The 17,717-nt window shown below is 67.3% G+C and carries 16 protein-coding genes; all 16 read left to right on the top strand.

Going from position 1 to position 17,717, the window contains the following annotated elements; genetic code table 11:
• The first annotated feature begins 9 nt into the window (after positions 1-9).
• From folP to VGQ44_12980, 16 genes are read left to right on the top strand one after another with little or no spacing between them, the layout of a single operon-like run.
• Positions 10-909 (top strand): dihydropteroate synthase, encoded by a 900-nt coding sequence (folP, locus tag VGQ44_13055; GenBank protein ID HEV8447750.1) that lies wholly within the window; start codon positions 10-12, stop codon positions 907-909.
• Complete coding sequence (gene cdaA, locus VGQ44_13050; protein HEV8447749.1) at positions 903-1,706, top strand: diadenylate cyclase CdaA; 804 nt, start codon at positions 903-905, stop codon at positions 1,704-1,706. Before folP ends, cdaA begins: the two co-directional genes overlap by 7 nt.
• A complete protein-coding gene (locus tag VGQ44_13045) occupies positions 1,703-3,649 on the top strand; it encodes a DUF2723 domain-containing protein (protein HEV8447748.1) in 1,947 nt (648 codons plus the stop codon). The genes cdaA and VGQ44_13045 overlap by 4 nt, the downstream gene beginning before the upstream one ends.
• Positions 3,650-3,660: 11 nt before the next feature.
• Complete coding sequence (locus VGQ44_13040) at positions 3,661-4,344, top strand: YggS family pyridoxal phosphate-dependent enzyme (GenBank protein HEV8447747.1); 684 nt, start codon at positions 3,661-3,663, stop codon at positions 4,342-4,344.
• On the top strand, positions 4,341-4,874 hold the full coding sequence (locus VGQ44_13035) for a DivIVA domain-containing protein (GenBank protein ID HEV8447746.1): 534 nt from the start codon (positions 4,341-4,343) through the stop codon (positions 4,872-4,874). The genes VGQ44_13040 and VGQ44_13035 overlap by 4 nt, the downstream gene beginning before the upstream one ends.
• The gene (locus tag VGQ44_13030; protein HEV8447745.1) at positions 4,871-5,740 is read left to right on the top strand and encodes a purine-nucleoside phosphorylase; all 870 of its coding nucleotides are present in this window, start codon (positions 4,871-4,873) and stop codon (positions 5,738-5,740) included. The genes VGQ44_13035 and VGQ44_13030 overlap by 4 nt, the downstream gene beginning before the upstream one ends.
• Positions 5,737-9,012: an isoleucine--tRNA ligase gene (ileS, locus tag VGQ44_13025; GenBank protein ID HEV8447744.1), complete on the top strand. Its 3,276-nt coding sequence runs from the start codon at positions 5,737-5,739 to the stop codon at positions 9,010-9,012. The genes VGQ44_13030 and ileS overlap by 4 nt, the downstream gene beginning before the upstream one ends.
• A 2-nt stretch (positions 9,013-9,014) precedes the next feature.
• Positions 9,015-9,431 (top strand): TraR/DksA C4-type zinc finger protein, encoded by a 417-nt coding sequence (locus tag VGQ44_13020; protein ID HEV8447743.1) that lies wholly within the window; start codon positions 9,015-9,017, stop codon positions 9,429-9,431.
• 40 nt (positions 9,432-9,471) lie between these two features.
• Positions 9,472-9,978 (top strand): signal peptidase II, encoded by a 507-nt coding sequence (gene lspA / locus VGQ44_13015; GenBank protein HEV8447742.1) that lies wholly within the window; start codon positions 9,472-9,474, stop codon positions 9,976-9,978.
• 27 nt (positions 9,979-10,005) lie between these two features.
• The gene (lspA, locus tag VGQ44_13010; GenBank protein ID HEV8447741.1) at positions 10,006-10,566 is read left to right on the top strand and encodes a signal peptidase II; all 561 of its coding nucleotides are present in this window, start codon (positions 10,006-10,008) and stop codon (positions 10,564-10,566) included.
• Entirely contained in the window at positions 10,563-11,546 is a 984-nt protein-coding gene (locus VGQ44_13005; protein ID HEV8447740.1) for an RluA family pseudouridine synthase, read from the top strand. The genes lspA (VGQ44_13010) and VGQ44_13005 overlap by 4 nt, the downstream gene beginning before the upstream one ends.
• Positions 11,521-11,964: a chemotaxis protein CheW gene (locus VGQ44_13000; protein ID HEV8447739.1), complete on the top strand. Its 444-nt coding sequence runs from the start codon at positions 11,521-11,523 to the stop codon at positions 11,962-11,964. Before VGQ44_13005 ends, VGQ44_13000 begins: the two co-directional genes overlap by 26 nt.
• A 22-nt stretch (positions 11,965-11,986) precedes the next feature.
• Positions 11,987-12,349: a response regulator gene (locus VGQ44_12995; protein ID HEV8447738.1), complete on the top strand. Its 363-nt coding sequence runs from the start codon at positions 11,987-11,989 to the stop codon at positions 12,347-12,349.
• A 30-nt stretch (positions 12,350-12,379) separates the two neighbouring features.
• Positions 12,380-14,386, top strand: coding sequence for a chemotaxis protein CheA (locus VGQ44_12990; protein HEV8447737.1), 2,007 nt, complete (start codon positions 12,380-12,382; stop codon positions 14,384-14,386).
• 21 nt (positions 14,387-14,407) lie between these two features.
• Complete coding sequence (locus VGQ44_12985) at positions 14,408-15,013, top strand: chemotaxis protein CheC (GenBank protein HEV8447736.1); 606 nt, start codon at positions 14,408-14,410, stop codon at positions 15,011-15,013.
• A 2-nt stretch (positions 15,014-15,015) separates the two neighbouring features.
• Positions 15,016-17,715 (top strand): tetratricopeptide repeat protein, encoded by a 2,700-nt coding sequence (locus tag VGQ44_12980; GenBank protein ID HEV8447735.1) that lies wholly within the window; start codon positions 15,016-15,018, stop codon positions 17,713-17,715.
• Positions 17,716-17,717: the final 2 nt, after the last annotated feature.

Genomic DNA, 17,717 nt, shown 5'->3' with positions numbered 1-17,717 from the left:
GGCCCGGGAGTGACCGGCGCGCCGGGAAACGCGTGGCATCACGCGACGGGCGTGCTGGCGCTCGACCGGCCCCGGATCTTCGGGATCGTCAACGTCACGCCCGACAGCTTCAGCGACGGCGGCCGTTTCGTCACGCTCGACGAGGCACGGCGTCACGCCGATCGATTGATCGCCGAGGGCGCCGATGTGATCGACGTCGGCGGCGAGTCCACGCGGCCGCAGGGCGCGAAGACCGTGGACGGCGACGAGGAGCAGCGCCGGGTCGTGCCCGTCATCGAGGCGGTACGTCGCGACCATCCGTCGATGCCGATCTCGATCGATACGACGAAGGCCGCGGTTGCGTACGCCTCGCTCGAGGCCGGCGCGTCGGTCGTCAACGACGTCTCGGCGCTTCGGCTCGACGACGCGATGGCCCGGGTCTGCGCCGCCGCGGGGGCGGGGGTTGTCCTGATGCACTCGCGTGGCGACGTTGCCACCATGGCGACCTACGCCCACGCCACGTACGGCGACGATCCCGTGGGTGAAGTCATCGCGGAATTGCGCGCGGCGGCCGACGTCGCGTTGAACGCCGGTGTGGCCGCGGACCGCATTGTGTTGGATCCGGGCGTTGGATTCTCCAAGAAAAGCGAAACCTCCATCGCCGCGTTGTCCGAGCTTCCGCGTCTCGTCGCGCTGGGATATCCGGTGCTCGTCGGCGCGTCGAGAAAACGTTTCATCGGCGAGATCACCGGCGTCGCCGAGCCGAGCGAGCGCGTCGCCGGCACGGTCGGCGCGAACGTCGCGGCGCTGTTGCGAGGCGCGCGTGTGTTTCGTGTGCACGACGTGAAGCCGTCGCGCGACGCGCTCGACGTCGCATGGGCGATTCTGCGAAGCGGGGACCTGCGGGGCGCAGCAGGCGTCGCATGGTGAGCCTGTTCGAGCAGTTCCGCCTTTTGCATCCCGGTTGGCGCGACGTGTTCCAGATCGGGATCGTCGCGTTCGTCATCTATCGTGTGCTGCTGTTGATTCATCGCACGCGCGCCCTGCAGGTGCTCGTGGGGTTGCTGCTGTTGGTCGTGAGCTACGGCGTCGCGTTCATGTTGCAGCTCGGCGTAATCCTCTATCTGCTGACCGTCGTCTCGAGCTACGCCGTCATCGCGCTCATCGTCGTCTTTGCGCCGGAGATCCGCGCCGTGCTGGCGCAGCTCGGGCGTTCGCGTTTCTCACGCGTCTTCGGCCGCATGAAGGAGGCCGAGGTCGGCGATCGTGTCTCAGAGGCGATCGAGCGTCTCAGCCGAAAGGGCGTCGGCGCGATCATCGCCATCGAGCGCGAGGTTTCGCTCGATGAGTACGTGCATTCCGGCTCGGAGATGCAGGCCAAGGTGTCGGCCGATTTGCTTACGACCATCTTCACGCCCCACTCGCCGCTGCACGACGGCGCGGTCATCATTCGTGGCGATACGATCGTCGGTGCCGCCTGCATCCTGCCGCTCTCGCAGGCGTCGATGATCGACCGGTCGCTCGGCACGCGGCATCGAGCTGCGCTGGGTCTCACCGAAGAGACCGATGCGCTCGTGTTCGTCGTGTCGGAACAAACGGCGGCGATCGCCGTCGCGTCGGGTGGACGTCTGTGGCGTGAATTCGCGCCGTCGCAGGTGCGCGAGCTCGTGGCGGGCCGTCCGCTGCGCGAGGTCGCTGTCGAGGCAGGAGTCGCCGTCCCGTCGTGACGGCGACTCGCGCGGCGCTCATCGCCGCTGCTTCGCTCGCGATCGTCTACCTCGCCACCCTCGCGCCAGGGGTCACGTTCTGGGATGCCGGCGAGTTCATCGCCGCCGCCCACAGCCTTGGCATCCCGCATCCCCCCGGCACGCCGCTCTTCGTCGTACTCTTGAGCGCCTGGGCGAAGCTGTTTGGATTCCTGCCATTCGCCGCAGCGACGAACCTCTTCTCGAGCGCGTGCACCGCCGCCGCTGTGGGGCTCACAGCCTTTTGGATCGCGCGCGTGACGGGCGAGCCGCTCGCGGGACTCGCCGCGGGCATAGCCGCCGGCGCGATGTCCACGGTTTGGCAGAACGCCACCGAGACAGAGGTGTACGCGGCGTCGCTCCTGCTTTCAGTCGCCGCGATTGTCGCCGCCGACCGGGCGGGACGAACGGGCGATGCACGCTTCGCGCTGCTGACGGCGTATTTCCTCGCGCTCGCCGTGCCGGTACATCTGAGCGCGCTCGTCGCGGCGCCGGTTGCCGTGCAGCTCGCGGCCAGTCGAGCAGACGGATTCGATCGGCGCACGGCGCTCATTCTCTCCGGCGTGAGCGTGGCGACGGCGGGCGTGGGACGAATGTCGGCGTGGGTCGTCGCGGCGGGCGTGGCCATGATCGCTCTCGCCGTCGCGTTTCGTCGGCCCACGCTCGACCGAGGAGACTCACGCCGCGCGCTCGGGCCATTCGCCGCGGTCCTCATCGTCGGCGTCGCGATGTCGGCCCTCGCGTTCCTCATCGTCCGATCGCGATTCGATCCCGCGATCAACCAGGCGAATCCTCGTACGTGGAGCCAACTCGCGTACACGGTCGCGCGACGACAGTACGACGTCGCGGGTCTTTGGCCGAGGCGAGCTCCGATTTGGCTGCAGCTGGCGAACTGGTTCGAGTACGCCGACTGGCAGTGGGCGCTTCGACTCGCGCCAAGCGTGATCCCGAACGTGTGGCGCGTGGTGGCGACGAGCCTTTTCGCCGGGCTCGGATTTGCCGGAGCGGTTTGGCATCGCCGGCGCGACCGTCGCACGTGGACGGCGGTGCTGCTGCTCTTTCTGTGCGGCTCACTCGGTGTGATCGCCTACTTGAATCTCCGCGCGGGGCGCACGTTCGCGTGGTCCTTCATCACCGACGACGCCGCGCACGAGGCGCGCGACAGAGACTACTTCTTCACGCTCGGATTCTGGGCGTGGGGGATCTGGGCGGGTGTCGGCGCCGTCGCTTTGGCGCAGCGCGTATCGCGGCCGTGGATCGGAGTCGCGGTCGGCGCGCTCCCCATCGTTCTCAATTGGAGCGTGGTGAATCGCCGCGTCGAGCCAGAGGCGAGCCTCCCGCGCGAAACCGCGCGACAATTACTCGAGCCATTGCCTCGTCGGGCGGTGCTCTTCGTCGAAGGTGACAACGACACCTACCCGCTTTGGTACGCCCAGCAAGTCGAGGGTGAACGTCGCGACGTCACCGTGGTGACGCTCCCTCTTCTCAATGCCCCGTGGTACATGGAGGAGCTGCGTCGTCGCTACGGACTGGGTGTGGCCACCAACGCGGCGGACCCGACGGCGGCGACGCGGCTGGCGGCCGACGCCGTCGCGCAGAATCGCCCGATCGCAGCCGCCAACACACTCTCGTCGAGCGAACGGCTGGCAATCGCTCGGCGATGGCGCGTCGTGGGCCTCGTTGCGCTGGCCGAACCGGAGTCGGCCGAGGTCTCGGACGCCCCGTCCGACATCTCGTTCGACACGGTTGCGCTCCGACGCGTGGCGCGATCGATCGGCGAGTGGCGGCTCGGGCGCCCTGCACGCGGCGGCCCGGACTCGATACACGAGTACTTTCTGCGTTTGTTCTCTTGCCCCTCCCGGTTGCTCGAAGGGGCGGCCGCGCCGCCGAGTGCTTCTCTTGATTCGCTCTGTAACCTCCGGTAGCTTGCTACGTTATGCCGTTTCCTGACCTCCCGGACCGGCTTCGCGAAGTCCGAGACCGAATCGAAGCGGCAGTGCGACGTGGTGGTCACGGTCAGCAGGTTACGATCGTCGCAGTAACCAAGACGCATGGCCCCGATGCCGTTCAGTCGGCTTGGGAAGCGGGTCTCGCTGACGTGGGCGAGAACCGTGTGCAGGAAGCCCTCCCGAAGATGGATCTCGTTTCAGCGCCGGTTCGTTGGCATCTGATTGGACACCTTCAGCGCAACAAGGTGAAATACCTGCCGCGCTTCGATCTCTTGCACGCCCTCGATAGTTCCCGCCTCGCCGATGCGGTCAACACGCTGGGGCTGGAATCCGGTCGCCCGGTCGATGCCCTCGTCCAGGTGAACGTCGTCGCCGAGGAGTCCAAGGGCGGGTTCGGACCTGGGGACGTCGCGGCCGAGGGGGAGCATCTGTCGAAACTCGAAGGGATCCGCATACGGGGCATCATGACGATGGCCCCGCTGGACGCTGACGAGGCGACCCTCAGGCGCGTCTTTGCTGGTGCACGCGCGGCGCGGGATGAGCTTCGTGCGGCCGGTCACGACGCGACGGCGCTATCGATGGGCATGTCCAACGATTTCGAAGTAGCCATCGAAGAGGGCGCGACGCACGTCCGATTGGGAACGATTCTCTTCGGAGCCAGACCTGTATGATGGACGAAACCTTCCACCTCACACCGCTCGACGTTCGCCGCTACGAGTTCGGCAAAGCGATCCGCGGCTACGATCCCGAGCGAGTCAACCAGTTCCGCGACCAAGTCGCCGAGGAGCTGGAACGCTTGTCGCGCCTCAACCAGGAGCTCGAAGCCAAAGCAAAAGGCTTCCACGAGCAGCTCCGCGCGTTCCGCGAACGCGACAAAGCGATCAACGAGGCACTGGTCTCGGCGCAGCAGCTCCGCGGCGACATCCGCGAGCAGGCCGACAAGGAGGGACAGCTCATCATCCGAGAGGCCCGCGCCGAGGCGGACCGTATCATCGAGGACGCGCGCGGCGAGATTCGCCGGATGCAGGAAGGCGTCGCGGGCCTCGAGCACTCGCGCCGCGCGTATCTCGCGCAGCTGCGCTCGATGGTCGAACGCCACCTCGCGGAGATCGCCGCCGCCGAGCAGACGAACCTCGACGGCCTGCGCCGGGACGGGATGCCCGTTTCGCCGGTTCGCGCCGTTTCGCCGATCAAGGGATGACGCTCGCGGCTCCGGTTGTACCGACGGCGCCGCATGCGGCGCCGGGCGCTCAACTATTAGAGGCTGCCGAAGACGCGGCTCGCGTCATTCGCGCGCGGTTCTCGGCACGCCCGGACGCGGCGATCATCCTCGGGACTGGGCTCGGCCGTCTCGCGATGGAGATCGAGAGCCCGGTGGCCATTCCCTACGAAGACATTCCCGGCTTTCCCGCCTCCACGGTCGAGTCGCACGCGGGGCGTCTGCTGTGCGGCACGCTAGGTGCCAGGACCGTGGTCGCGATGCAGGGGCGCTTTCATCGATATGAAGGGTATTCCTCGCAGCAGGTCGCTTTTCCAGTTCGCGTGCTGCATGCACTCGGCGCGGACACGCTGTTCGTGTCGAACGCGTGCGGCGGATTGAATCCGCTCTGGAGCGCCGGCGACCTGATGCTCATCACTGACCACGTGAACTTGCTCGGCGACAGTCCTCTCGTCGGTCCGAACGACGACCGTCTCGGTCCGCGGTTCCCGGACATGTCGGCGCCGTATGACCCGGCGCTTTCGGCGCTCGCCCGCCGCGTCGCGGCGGACGAAGGGATCGCGCTGCGCGAAGGCGTCTACGTGGCGGTCGTGGGGCCGAATCTCGAGACGCGGGCGGAGTATCGTTTCCTGCGCGCGATCGGCGCCGACGTCGTCGGAATGTCGACCGTACCGGAAACGATCGTCGCGGTGCACTCGGGCATGCGCGTGCTCGGGCTTTCGATCATCACCGACATGTGCGATCCGGACGCGCTCGAGCCGGCGACGGTGGAGAAGATCATCGCCGTCGCCAACGGCGCCGAGCCGGCGCTGACGACGCTCGTGCGTCGCGTCCTGGAGCGCATGTGACCGCGCCGAGCCTGACGCGATACCAACCACTGCCACCCGACCGCCCGGCGGACGACGTCGAGCGCGAGCTGCTCGCGCGTTGGGAGGACGAGGATCTTTTCACGCGCGCGCTCGAGGCACGCAACGGCGCGCCGAACTTCGTCTTCTTCGAAGGGCCGCCGACGGCCAACGGCCGGCCGGGCATCCATCACGTTTTCTCGCGCACGATCAAGGATCTCTTCTGCCGGTATCGCGCGATGAAAGGCTATCGCGTCGCGCGCAAGGCGGGGTGGGACACGCACGGACTGCCGGTCGAGATCGAGGTCGAAAAGCAGCTCGGCATCAGCGGCAAGCAGCAGATCGAGTCGCTCGGCGTGGCCGAGTTCAACCGCCTCTGCCGGGAGAGCGTGTTCAAGTACCGCTCCGATTGGGAGAAGCTGAGTGCCCGCATGGCCTACTGGCTCGACTACGAGCATCCGTACGTCACCTATCACAACGAGTACGTCGAGAGCGTGTGGTGGGCTCTGAAGACCCTGTTTGACAAGAATCTGCTCTATCGCGGGCACAAGATTCTGCCGTACTGCTCGCGGTGCGGCACCGCGCTGTCCAGCCACGAGCTGTCGCTCGGCTATCGCGAAGACGAAGACCCGAGCATCTACGTCGCGCTCGATCTCGTCGAGGAACCGAGTGAGCGCGACGCCACGCTCCATCCAACGGTCGGCCGTCGCATCCTCGTCTGGACGACGACGCCGTGGACGCTCGTCTCGAATACCGCGCTCGCCGTTCACCCGGATCTCGAGTACGTGGAGCTGGTGCGGCGCGAAGAAGGCAAGGATAAGAGAACGCTCATCCTTGGCGAGTCGCGCGTGCGCGCGGCGCTGGGCGAGGACTACGAGAATCGCTGGGAGTCGGTGCGGCGCATCAAGGGCGCGGACCTCGTGGGCCGCCGCTACAAGCGGCCGCTCGACTGGGTCGAGTTTCCGCCCGAAGGCGAGCACGAGATCATAGTAGGCGAACACTTCGTTTCCGCCGACGATGGCAGCGGCGTCGTGCACATGTCGCCGGCATTCGGCGCGGACGACTACGCGGCGGGCAAGCGAAACAATCTGGCGTTCATCCAGCCGGTCGGACTGCGCGGTGAATTCCCGTCGTCGATGCCGCTCGTCGGCGGCTTGTTCGTGAAGGACGCGGACGATCTGATCATCGAAGAGCTGAAGCGTCGCGGCGTGTTGTTCAGGTCGGGGCGCATCTCGCACCAGTATCCGCATTGCTGGCGCTGCGGCACGCCGCTCATCTACTACGCGCGCACGTCGTGGTTCGTGCGCACGACGGCGTATCGCGACGCGATGATGGCGCGCAACGCGCGCGTCGACTGGCATCCGCCGGCCGTGGGCGAAGGGCGCTTCGGCGAATGGCTGTCGAACAACATCGACTGGACCATCTCCCGCGACCGCTATTGGGGCACGCCGCTCCCTGTGTGGATCTGCGAGCGTGAACCGTCGCACGTCGAGTGCATCGGGTCGTTCGCCGATCTGAGCGCGCGATCCGGCGAGCACCTCACCGCCGAATTCGACCCACACAAGCCGAACGTCGATCGCTACACATGGTGCTGCGCGTCACCTGGATGCGGCGGCACGATGCGCCGCGCGCCGGAGGTCATCGACACCTGGTTCGACTCGGGCTCGATGTCGTTCGCCCAGTGGCACTATCCGTTCGAGAACCGCGACAAGATCGCCGACCAGTTCCCCGCGGACTTCATCGCCGAGGGCGTCGACCAAACGCGCGGCTGGTTCTACTCGCTGCTCGCAGTCGCAACCGGCCTCGGTGATGCGCTCCCGAACAACGCAGGCCCGTCCGGCGGCGCCAACGCGGTCACGAACGTCGCCTCGCCGTACCGCGCGGTCGTCGTGAACGACCAGGTGCTCGACGCCGAAGGCAAGAAGATGTCGAAGAGCGTCGGCAACGTCGTCGACCCGATGGCCGTGATGTCACGCCACGGGGCGGACGCGGCGCGCTTGTTCTTCGTCGCGTCGAGCGCCGTGTGGGTGGAGCGCAAGTTCGACGAGAAGATTCTCGCCGAGCAGGCGGGTCGCTTCCTGCGCACGCTGAAGAACGTGTACAGCGGGATCTTCGCGCAGTACGCGAACTTCGGCTGGAATCCATCCGACGCGGATCCGCCGGTCGAAGCGCGGCCGGCGCTCGACCGCTGGATGATCAGCCGCCTTGCGCGCCTGGAGCGGACCGTCGACGACGCGCTCGCCGCGTACGACGCGACCGCCGCGTCGCGCGCGATCATCGAGTTCGTCGACGACGACGTCGCCAACTGGTATGTACGGCTGAGCCGCTCGCGATTCTACGACGTCGAGGGCGACGAGAATCGCGCCGCGTTCGCCACGCTGCACGAGGTCCTCGTTTCGGTATGCCGGCTGTTGGCGCCCATCGCCCCGTTCGTGAGCGATTGGATCCATCGTGAGCTGACGGGCGAGTCGGTGCATCTGGCGCCGTTCGTTGCGCCGCGCGGTGCGGTGACGACTGAGCTGGACGCGCCCATGGAAGCAGTCCGGAACCTCGCCCGCCTAGGGCGGGCGGCTAGGGAAGAGGTCGGCATCAAGGTCCGGCGCCCGCTAGCCCGGATGGTCTGCGTCGCGCCGGGCGTCGCGGAATCGGCCCTCGTCCCGCTCGTCCCACTGCTGGCGTCGGAGCTCAACGTCAAACGAGTAGATTTCGCGACCTCCGCGGACGAGCTCGTGACGCTCCATCCGAAACCGAATTTCAAGGCGCTGGGTAAGAGGTTCGGCAAGAGCACGCCGTTGGCCGCGGAAGCGACCAACCTGCTTACAAGCGACCGGCTCCGTGCGTTCGAGCACGGAGAGCCGTTGGTCATTAGCGTTGGGGGGCAGTCGCACAACCTGACGCTTGACGATGTGACGATCATTCGTCGGGCGTCGGGCGACCTCGTGGTTCAGGAGGACGGCGGGTTCTTCGCTGCGATCGATCCGGCGGTGACGCCGGAGCTGGAGCTCGAGGGATACGCCCGCGAGCTGGTTAGCCGGGTACAGCGCATGCGAAAGGAGGCTTCGTTCGCGGTCAGCGACCGAATCACGCTGGCCATTGGTGGGGGAAGCGATGTGCACGCTGTCGTTCGCGCTCATCGCGCGTGGATAGCGGACGAAACGCTGGCGACCGACATCGTGTTGGTGGATTCGCCGAGCTCCGGCGACGCCAACGCGGGCATGACGCCGGTCGATCTCGACGGAATGACGGCCTTCGTGGCCATTACCAGGATACCGTAGCAATGGCAACCGCGAACAGCGCGAAGAAGGTGAAGGGGCTGAGCAAGAAGATGCTTCAGCATTTCGAGAAGCGTCTGCTCGACGAGCGAAGGCGAGTCCTCAAGGAATTGGGCCGCGCCGACGAAGCGTTCGGCGCCACGCCGCAATCGGCGGACGGCGACCTGAGCAGCTACTCGTTCCACATGGCGGACCAAGGTACCGATGCGATGGAGCGCGAAAAGGCGTTCCTTTTCGCGAGCCAAGAAGGCCGGTTCCTGTGGCATATCGACGAGGCGCTTCGCCGCCTCTATCGTGATCCGGACAACTTCGGCAAGTGCCACCAGTGCGGCAACGAGATTGCGTACGATCGACTCGACGCACTACCACACGCACGCTACTGCATCAACTGCAAGCAGCGCGAGGAAGATGCAAAGAAGTAACGGAAGTACCGAACACGGGAACGCGGGACTCTTCTGGCCGGTGCTGTGCACGATCGCAGCGGTGGACTTCGGCACGAAGTACCTCGCCGCGCGGCGGCTCCTGCCGCAGGGACTCCCTCACGAAGTGTTCGGCGATTGGGTTCGATTCACGCTGGTGCGCAATCCAGGCGCGGCGTTCGGATTGCACCTCGGCTCGCAGTCGCGATGGATCTTCATGGCGCTGACGATCGTGGCGTTGGTGATCCTCGGGTTTCTGTACACGTCGACGCGTCGCGGCGACGCCATGCGCTCGATGGCGCTGGCGATGGTCTGCGGCGGCGCCATCGGCAACCTGATCGACCGCATCACGTCGCGGGTCGGCGTGGTGGATTTCATCGACATCGGGTTCGGCGATTCGCGATGGCCGACGTTCAACGTCGCCGACATGGCGGTGAGCATCGGCGCTTTTGTGCTCGCCTGGGTCCTGTGGGGTGAGGATGCCGAAACGCAGGCCGCGGGCGCTCCGACGCCCGTTCCGGTTTCAGCCGACACGCGCGAGCTCTCGTAGCATTTCCCGCACGACATCCGGTACGACATGAACGCTTCGCGATCGAGAAACAGCCTCGTGTTCTGGACCGCGGCTGTTTCGGTCGTCGTGCTCGACTTCATCACCAAGAAGCTCGTCGTCGCCAAGCTGCTCGAAGGCGTGCCGAGTCGCATCATCGGCGACGTCGTCCGCTTCAGGCTCGCGTTCAACCCCGGCGCCGCCTTCAGCATGTCGGTCGGCGACAAGTCGCGCTACTTCTTCGGCGGACTCGCCGTCGTCGCGCTCGTCGTGCTCTGGTGGCTCTATCGATCGACGAAGAGCGGCGACTGGGTTCGCGTGCTCGCGCTGGGCCTGGCGTGGGGCGGCGCCGCCGGCAATCTCGTCGACCGGCTTCGCGGCAGCCGAGGCGTCGTCGATTTCATCGATATCGGGGTCGGCAACGTTCGCTTCTGGACGTTCAACGTCGCGGACTCCGCGGTGACGATCGGCGCGATCACGCTCGCGTTCATCCTCTGGCGCGAGGACCGCGAGAAACTCGCGCTGGCCGCGGGCGAAGCGGCCATGCGCGATCAGCCCATGCGAGATCAATCCTCCCCCGGAGCGCAGTGACGGAAAGCGGGCGCCGGCGCTTCGACTCGCCGGACGACGCGCCGCGCCTCGATCTCCTGGTCGCGCAGCACCTCGGGATCTCCAGAAATCAGGCCGCGACCTTGATCGCCAACGGGCAGGTGCTCGTCGGCGGTCGGCGAGAACGCGCGAGCTACCGCGCGACGAGCGGGGAGCGGATCGACGTCGACGTGCCGCCGCCGGCGACCCGCCCCGTGCTCGGCGAATCGATTCCGCTCGCGGTGGTGTTCGAGGATGACGACGTCCTCGTCATCGACAAGCCGGCGGGGATGGTCGTGCATCCGGCGCCGGGCAACTGGTCCGGCACGCTCGTGAACGCGCTAAAGGGGCGAGGAACGTCCCTGTCAGCCGGGTCGGACAGTGGGCGCGAAGGCATCGTCCACCGCCTCGACAAGGAGACCTCCGGCCTCCTCCTCGTGGCAAAAAGTGACCGCGCTCACAAAGTGCTCGGAGCCGCACTCCAGGCCCGCCAAATCGTCCGCCGATACGCGGCCCTGACCTGGGGCCATTTGGCCCAGGATCGGGTCACGATCGACAGGCCTGTTGCACGGGATCCCCGAGACCGAAAGCGCATGGCGGTCGTCTCTACAGGACGGCCGGCGAGGACGGATCTCACACGGCTCGCGCGCTTCGACTCCGCCGACCTGTTGCGGGCGCACCTGCACTCCGGTCGCACGCATCAGATCCGGGTGCACGTCGCGTCGATCGGCCATCCGGTCGTTGGTGACGACACTTATGGCGGTGGCGGTGGTCGCAAGCTCGTGGGCCTCCCGCCGCGACGTCACTTCCTGCATGCGGCCTGGCTGATCTTCAGGCACCCGGTGTCCGGGGACCTGGTGGATCTGCGCTCGCCGCTGCCGGAAGAGCTCCACCGGGCTCTCGGAGTCGCCGCCGGCTCCGAGCCAATCGCCGCAGACTCAGACCCACTCGATCGCTTTGACTTCTATCGCGTCGACCCCTGACACCACGCTCACCTCCGCGCTGACATTCCGCGCGGGGAAGACGGTGTTTGGTGCCGATGGCGCGGACGTGAGAGAGCTGATCCCGATGGGCGAGATCACCCGTCTCCCGGGCGCACCCGCGTTCGTGCGCGGCTTGATCAATGTCCGCGGCACCATCGTGACGATACTAGACCTGGGGGTCCGGCTCGACCCGTCAGCCGAGCCCGCCACCGAGGGATCCATTCTGCTCGTCCGTCACCGAGACCGCCTCGTCGGGGTAGTGGTGGACGAGGTCGCCGACGTTCGCCAGCTCGAGGTCGACTGCTCGGGCGCGTCGAAGGCGGCGGGAGATCTCGTGCGTGGCGTGGCAACGCTCGACGGCGCACCGCTGGTGGTGCTCGATCTGGCCGCTCTCATTCGCCAAGTGCTGCTGTCCTAGGTCTTCGGGAGGGGAGGCTTTCTTGAATCAACGAGTGTTGGTCTGCGACGACGCCATTTTCATGCGCACCATGGTCGGGGACATTCTCACCCAGGCCGGGTTCGAGATCGTCGGCGAAGCCGAGACGGGACTTCAGGCGGTGGAGAAGTACCGCGAGCTCCGTCCGGACCTCGTGACGATGGACATCGTCATGCCGGACATGGGCGGCATCGATGCCGTGCGCGAGATCTGCAAGTTCGACCCCGGCGCGAAGATTCTCATGTGCAGCGCCATGGGGCAGCAGGCGCTCGTCGTCGAAGCGATCCAAGCCGGCGCGAAGGACTTCGTCGTCAAGCCGTTCCAACCCAGTCGCGTTCTCGAAGCGGTTCAACGCGTCCTCGGCTAAGCACGGACGTCCTCGTGCGACCCCAGCGCCGTGGATAACCGCGAATACGCGCAGCTCTTTCTCACCGAGAGCCGAGAGCACGTCGCCGCCGTCAATCAATCGCTGCTGCAACTCGAGCGCGATTCGACCGGTCCCGGCGCTGCCTCGGCGGTCGGTGAGATTTTTCGCGCCGTCCACACGATCAAAGGAATGGCCGCGACGATGGGCTACTCGCCCGTCGCCGATCTCGCGCACGAGCTCGAGACGGTTCTCGACTGCGTGCGCCGCGGCGAGTTGTCGATCGAAACGACGATCATGGACACGCTGTTCCGCTCCGCCGACGTGCTCGAGCAGGCCGTCGAGGCGGCGGTCGCGGGACGCGAGGGCGAGACCGTTCCGCCGGATCTCATCGCCGCGCTCCGCGCGCTGACCGCGGCTCCGGGCGCGGCGCCCGTCGCGCCCCCATCCGCGTCGCCGCCGCCGTCCGAGACGTCCGGAAAAATCGGAGAGTTGGTGCGGATCTCGTTGCAGCCGGAAACACCGCTTCGCGGCGTGCGCGCGTTCCTGATCGTGCAAGCGTTGGCGACGCTCGGCGAGATCGTTTCGACGGCACCGGCGATCGCCGCCCTGCAGAACGAGGACTTCGACAACGAGTTTTCGGTGCGGCTCGTGACGTCGCAACCGGCGGCGGAGATCGAACGCGTCGCCCGCGCCGTCGGCGACGTCCTCGACGTTCAGATCGGCGAGCCGCGCGCGTCGGGCGCGTGGGCCGCGCCGACGCCGGCTTGGGGAATGCCGGCACTCACGATGACGCCGGCGCACGACATGGCGGCGTTGTCGGCGATGACGCTCACGCCCGCGCAGGGAATCCCCGCCGCCCCGAGCGGCGACGCGAGATCGGAGACGGGGCGCGTGCGCTCGGTGCGCATCGACGTGCGCCGTCTCGACGCGCTGATGAACCTCATCGGTGAGCTGGTGATCGCCCGCGGGCGCCTCACCCAGCTCGCGACCGAGCTCGGCGACCTGCCGCTGGAAGAAACGGTCATGCAGTCGTCGCGGCTGATCACCGAGTTGCGCGACGAGATCACGGCGAGCCGCATGGTTCCCGTGTCGCAGGTGTTCGACCGGTTCCCGCGCGTCGTGCGCGACGCGGCGCGCGCCGTCGGCAAGCCGGTCGAGTTCGTGATCGAGGGAAAGGACATCGAGCTCGATCGGTCGATGCTCGACGAGATCGCCGACTCGCTCGTGCACTTGCTGCGCAACGCGGTGGACCACGGCATCGAGCCGGCCGACGCGCGCGCCGCCGCCGGAAAGCCGGCGGTCGGACGCCTCGTGCTCAGCGCGGTCCGCGACCGGTCGGCGGTCGTGATCAAAGTCAGCGACGACGGAAAAGGCATCGACCGCGAGCGCGTCCTCGAGCGCGCGAAGCGCGACGGTCTCGTCGATGCGGCGAAGACCGACCTCACCGAGGACGAGCTGCTTCGCCTCCTGGCGCGCCCCGGCTTTTCGACGGCGGAAAAGGTGACGGGCCTTTCCGGCCGCGGCGTGGGCGTCGACGCCGTCTACACGAAAGTGCGCGCGCTCGGCGGCGCGATGGACATCCGGTCGGTGCCGGGGCAGGGAACGACGGTGCTGATCCGGCTGCCGCTGACGCTCGCCATCATGCGCGCGCTCCTGGCGCGCGTCGGGGGCGAGACCTACGCGATCCCGCTCGCGCACGTGAGCGAGACGGTCGAGCTGGTGCCCGACGTCTTGCGGACGGTCAAAGGAAAAGAAGTCCTGCTCGCGCGGGACGAAGTGCTGCCGCTGCTTCGGTTGCGGTCGTTGGTCGGTCTCCCGGCGTACACGGCGGCGACGGAGATCGATCTCGAGCACGTCGTGGTGATCGACCTTGGCGACCGCCGGGCCGGTCTCGTCATCGACGAGCTCACGGGGCAGGAAGAAATCGTGGTCAAACAGTATGACGCGGTCCGCGACGGTCCGCCGTTCTTCGGGGGCGCGACGCTTCTCGGCGACGGCCGGCCGTCCCTCATTGTCGACGTCAGCAGCCTCCTTTAAAGGACTCGTATGGAAGACCTCATGGCATTGAAGGAGCTGCAACTCGACGCGCTCCGCGAAGTGGCGAACATCGGCGCGGGACACGCGGCGACCGCGCTGTCGCAGATGATCGGCGAGACGATCATGATCAGCGTGCCGACGATCAACGTCGCGAAGCTGGAAGAGGTGCCGCCGCACATCACGACGCCCGACGAGCCGGTCGCCGCCGTGTTGATGCACATGCTCGGCGACCTCACCGGCCGCACGTTGCTCGTGTTCCCGCGGCGCACGGCGCTGCGTCTCGCCGAGCTGCTGCTCCGCCGCCGGGAGACGACCGACGACTTTTCGGTCATGCAGCAGTCGGCGATCAAGGAGGCGGGCAACATCCTCAGCTCGGCGTACATGAACGCGCTGAGCGATTTCATGGGGATGATGTTGATCCCGTCGCCGCCGTCGCTGGCGATCGACATGTCCGATGCCGTGCTCACGACGACCTACGTCCAGTTCGGCGGCGACAAGGACTTCGTGTTCTGCGTCGAGAGCGAGTTCGTGTTGAACCAGTCCGAGGAGAAGCTGCGCGGCTTCTTCCTCCTTCTGCCCGACACCGCGTCGCTCAGCGCGATTCTCAAGGCGATCCGCGTCGCGTGATCATGTTCCCGGGGTCACCCCTGACGTCGGAACGCGACCGCGAGGTGTTGCGCTCCTTCGCCCGGCGGATCAATCCGTCGGACGCCGGCGCGCACAACAACCTCGGGGTGCTGTACTACAACAAGGGGCTGTACCAGGAAGCCGTCGCCGCGTTCATGAAGGCGCTCGAGCTCGACCACACGATGCAGGTCGCGCAGAAGAACCTCGAGATCGCCTACTTCAACACCGGCTACTACGACACGCGCGTCCCCGAATTGCGCGAGCGCCTGCGGCAATGTCCCGACGACCGCGACGCGCGCTGGGAGCTCGGGCGCACGTTCTCACTCCTCGGCAAGCAGGAAGAAGCTGCCGAGGAGTTTCGCGCTTTGTTGAAGTACGCGCCCAACGACGTCGCCGCGCTATTGCAGCTCGCGCTTGCCGAAAAGAACGCGGGCGACATGGAACGCGCGCAGGAGTGCATCGAGCGCGCGCTGGTCCGCGACCCGGACAGCTCGCTGCTCCGGTTCACGCTCGGCGAGATTCTATATCACAGGGGGCTGAATGAAGATGCCCTCCGCGCGCTCGAGCGCGCGATCGAGCTGAACCCGGAGAATCACGACGCCCTGTACCTCATGGGCTTCGTGCTCGGAGACATCGGACGGCACGAGGATGCCCAGGCGGCGACGCGCCGCGCGATCAAGCTGAACCCGACACTGTCGCGCGCGCACGCCAATCTCTCGCTGGAGCAACAGCGCGCCAGCCGCGACGCGGCGCCGGCGAAGCGAGAGCTGCAGGTGTCGGTCGACGGGCAGCTGGCCCACTACAACCTGGGCCTCGCATTCCGGAGCAAGGGATACTACGCGGAAGCGATGCGCGAGTACGGCGTCGCGCTCGACCGGGGCGAGGACCGCGACCTCGTGCTGCAGGCGATGGCCGAGGTCCACCTTCTGCTGCGCCAGCCGGGCGAAGCGATCGCCCTGTACGACGATCTGCTGCATCGACAGCCCCACAGTCCGAAACTGTGGAACGAGCGCGGCGTCGCGCTGCATCAAGAGGGCCGCTTTGCCGACGCCGAGTCGAGCTACCGTCGCGCGCTCGACGAAGAGCCGTCGTACGCGATCGCGCAGAACAACCTCGGCGTGGCGCTCTATCACGGGGGCTCGGCCGAGGAGTCGCTCGCCGTCTTCGGCGCCGCGCTCGCGCACCGTCCGGAGTTCGTGAAAGCGCGACTCAACCTCGCGCTCCTCGCCAGCCGCGCGAAGAAATTCCAGCAGGCGCTCGACGCCTACCGCACCGTGTTGCGCTCCGCGGCGGAACATCCGGTGGCGTGGAACGGCGTCGGCTTGGTGCTGGCCGAACTGCACAAGTACGAGGAAGCGCGCAACGCGTTCGCCCGGGCCATCCAGGCGCGCCCCGATTTCGCCGAGGCGCACTACAACATGAGCTTCACCTTGTCGAACCTCGGCGACTTCGAGGGCGCGCTTCGCGAGACCAAGCGCGCCCTCGAGCTGGACCCGTACTACGTCCCCCAGAAGTTCGAGCTGGCGATGGACGTGGAGTACGAGGATCCCGACCTCACCGTCACGCCGGACCTGGGTGGCGCGCATCAGACCGAGGAGGTCGTCGCCGATTTCGACTTCGATCCGGGGTCGCTCGACACGCTGTTCACCGAGCTCGTTCCCGGAACCGCGGCTCAGACGGAAGCGCCCGTCGCCAGACACGCGAGCGACACGTCGCCGTTCTCGATGGCATCGGACTATCTGTCGAAAGGCTACTACGATCGCGCGTCGGTCGAGATCAACCGCGCGCTGTCGCGCGGCCACGACCGGGCCGAAGGGATGACCCTCCTCGGCGACGTCTTCGCCAAGCAGGGACTGTTCGGCGAGGCGCTCGAGCGCTATCGCGCCGCGCTCTCGCTCGACCAGGAGCGCTCGTCGGCGCTCGCCGGTGAAGCGTTGGCTTTGTTGCGGCTCGGCCGCGCCAGCGAGGCGCGCCCCATCGCGCAGCGGCTCGTCGACCGCGATCCCACCGACGTCGACGCGCTGCTGCTCGCGGCGGCCGCCTGCGCCGACGCCGGAGATCCGGCGTCGGCGATCGAGCTGCTGGCGCGCGCGCGACGCGTCGCGCCGCGCCGCGCCGACGTGTTGCTCCGCACCGGCGACATCGCGAAGTCGATCGGCGACGTCGACGGCGCGATCGACATGTACCGGGCGGCGCTCGACCTCGACGCGGATTTCGCCGTCGTGCGCTTCCGCCTGGCCGAGCTGCTCCAGTCGCAGGGACGCGATCGCGAAGCCGAGCGGGAGCTCGTCGCGGCGCTCGACGCCGTGCCGACGTACGCCGAAGCGACCCTCGCGCTCGCCGAGCTGCGGCGCCGATTCGGCCGCCCGGGGGACGCGATGCCGCTGCTCATCGAGCTGCTGCACCGCGATCCGTACAACTTCGACGCGCTCATCGCGCTCGGCGAAGTGCTCATGGAACTGTCGCGGCATCGCGACGCCGGCCTGGCGTTCGGACGCGTGCTGCGCTTCGACCCGGACAACGTGGGCGCGGTGTACTTCGACGGCAAGCTCCTCGCCGAGCAGCACCGGTTCCGCGAAGCGTCCGACCGTTGGCGCAAGGTGATCGCGCTCGATCCCGGGTCGGCATTTGCCCGGCGCGCGCGGCGAGATCTGCGCAGCGCGTCCGATCTGCAACGCATCCTCACTCTGCGGGCGAGCTGACG

The organism is Gemmatimonadaceae bacterium (assembly GCA_036003045.1).
In the GTDB taxonomy this organism is placed as follows: Bacteria; Gemmatimonadota; Gemmatimonadetes; order Gemmatimonadales; family Gemmatimonadaceae; genus JAQBQB01.
This window is presented reverse-complemented; position numbering and strand designations above follow the sequence as displayed.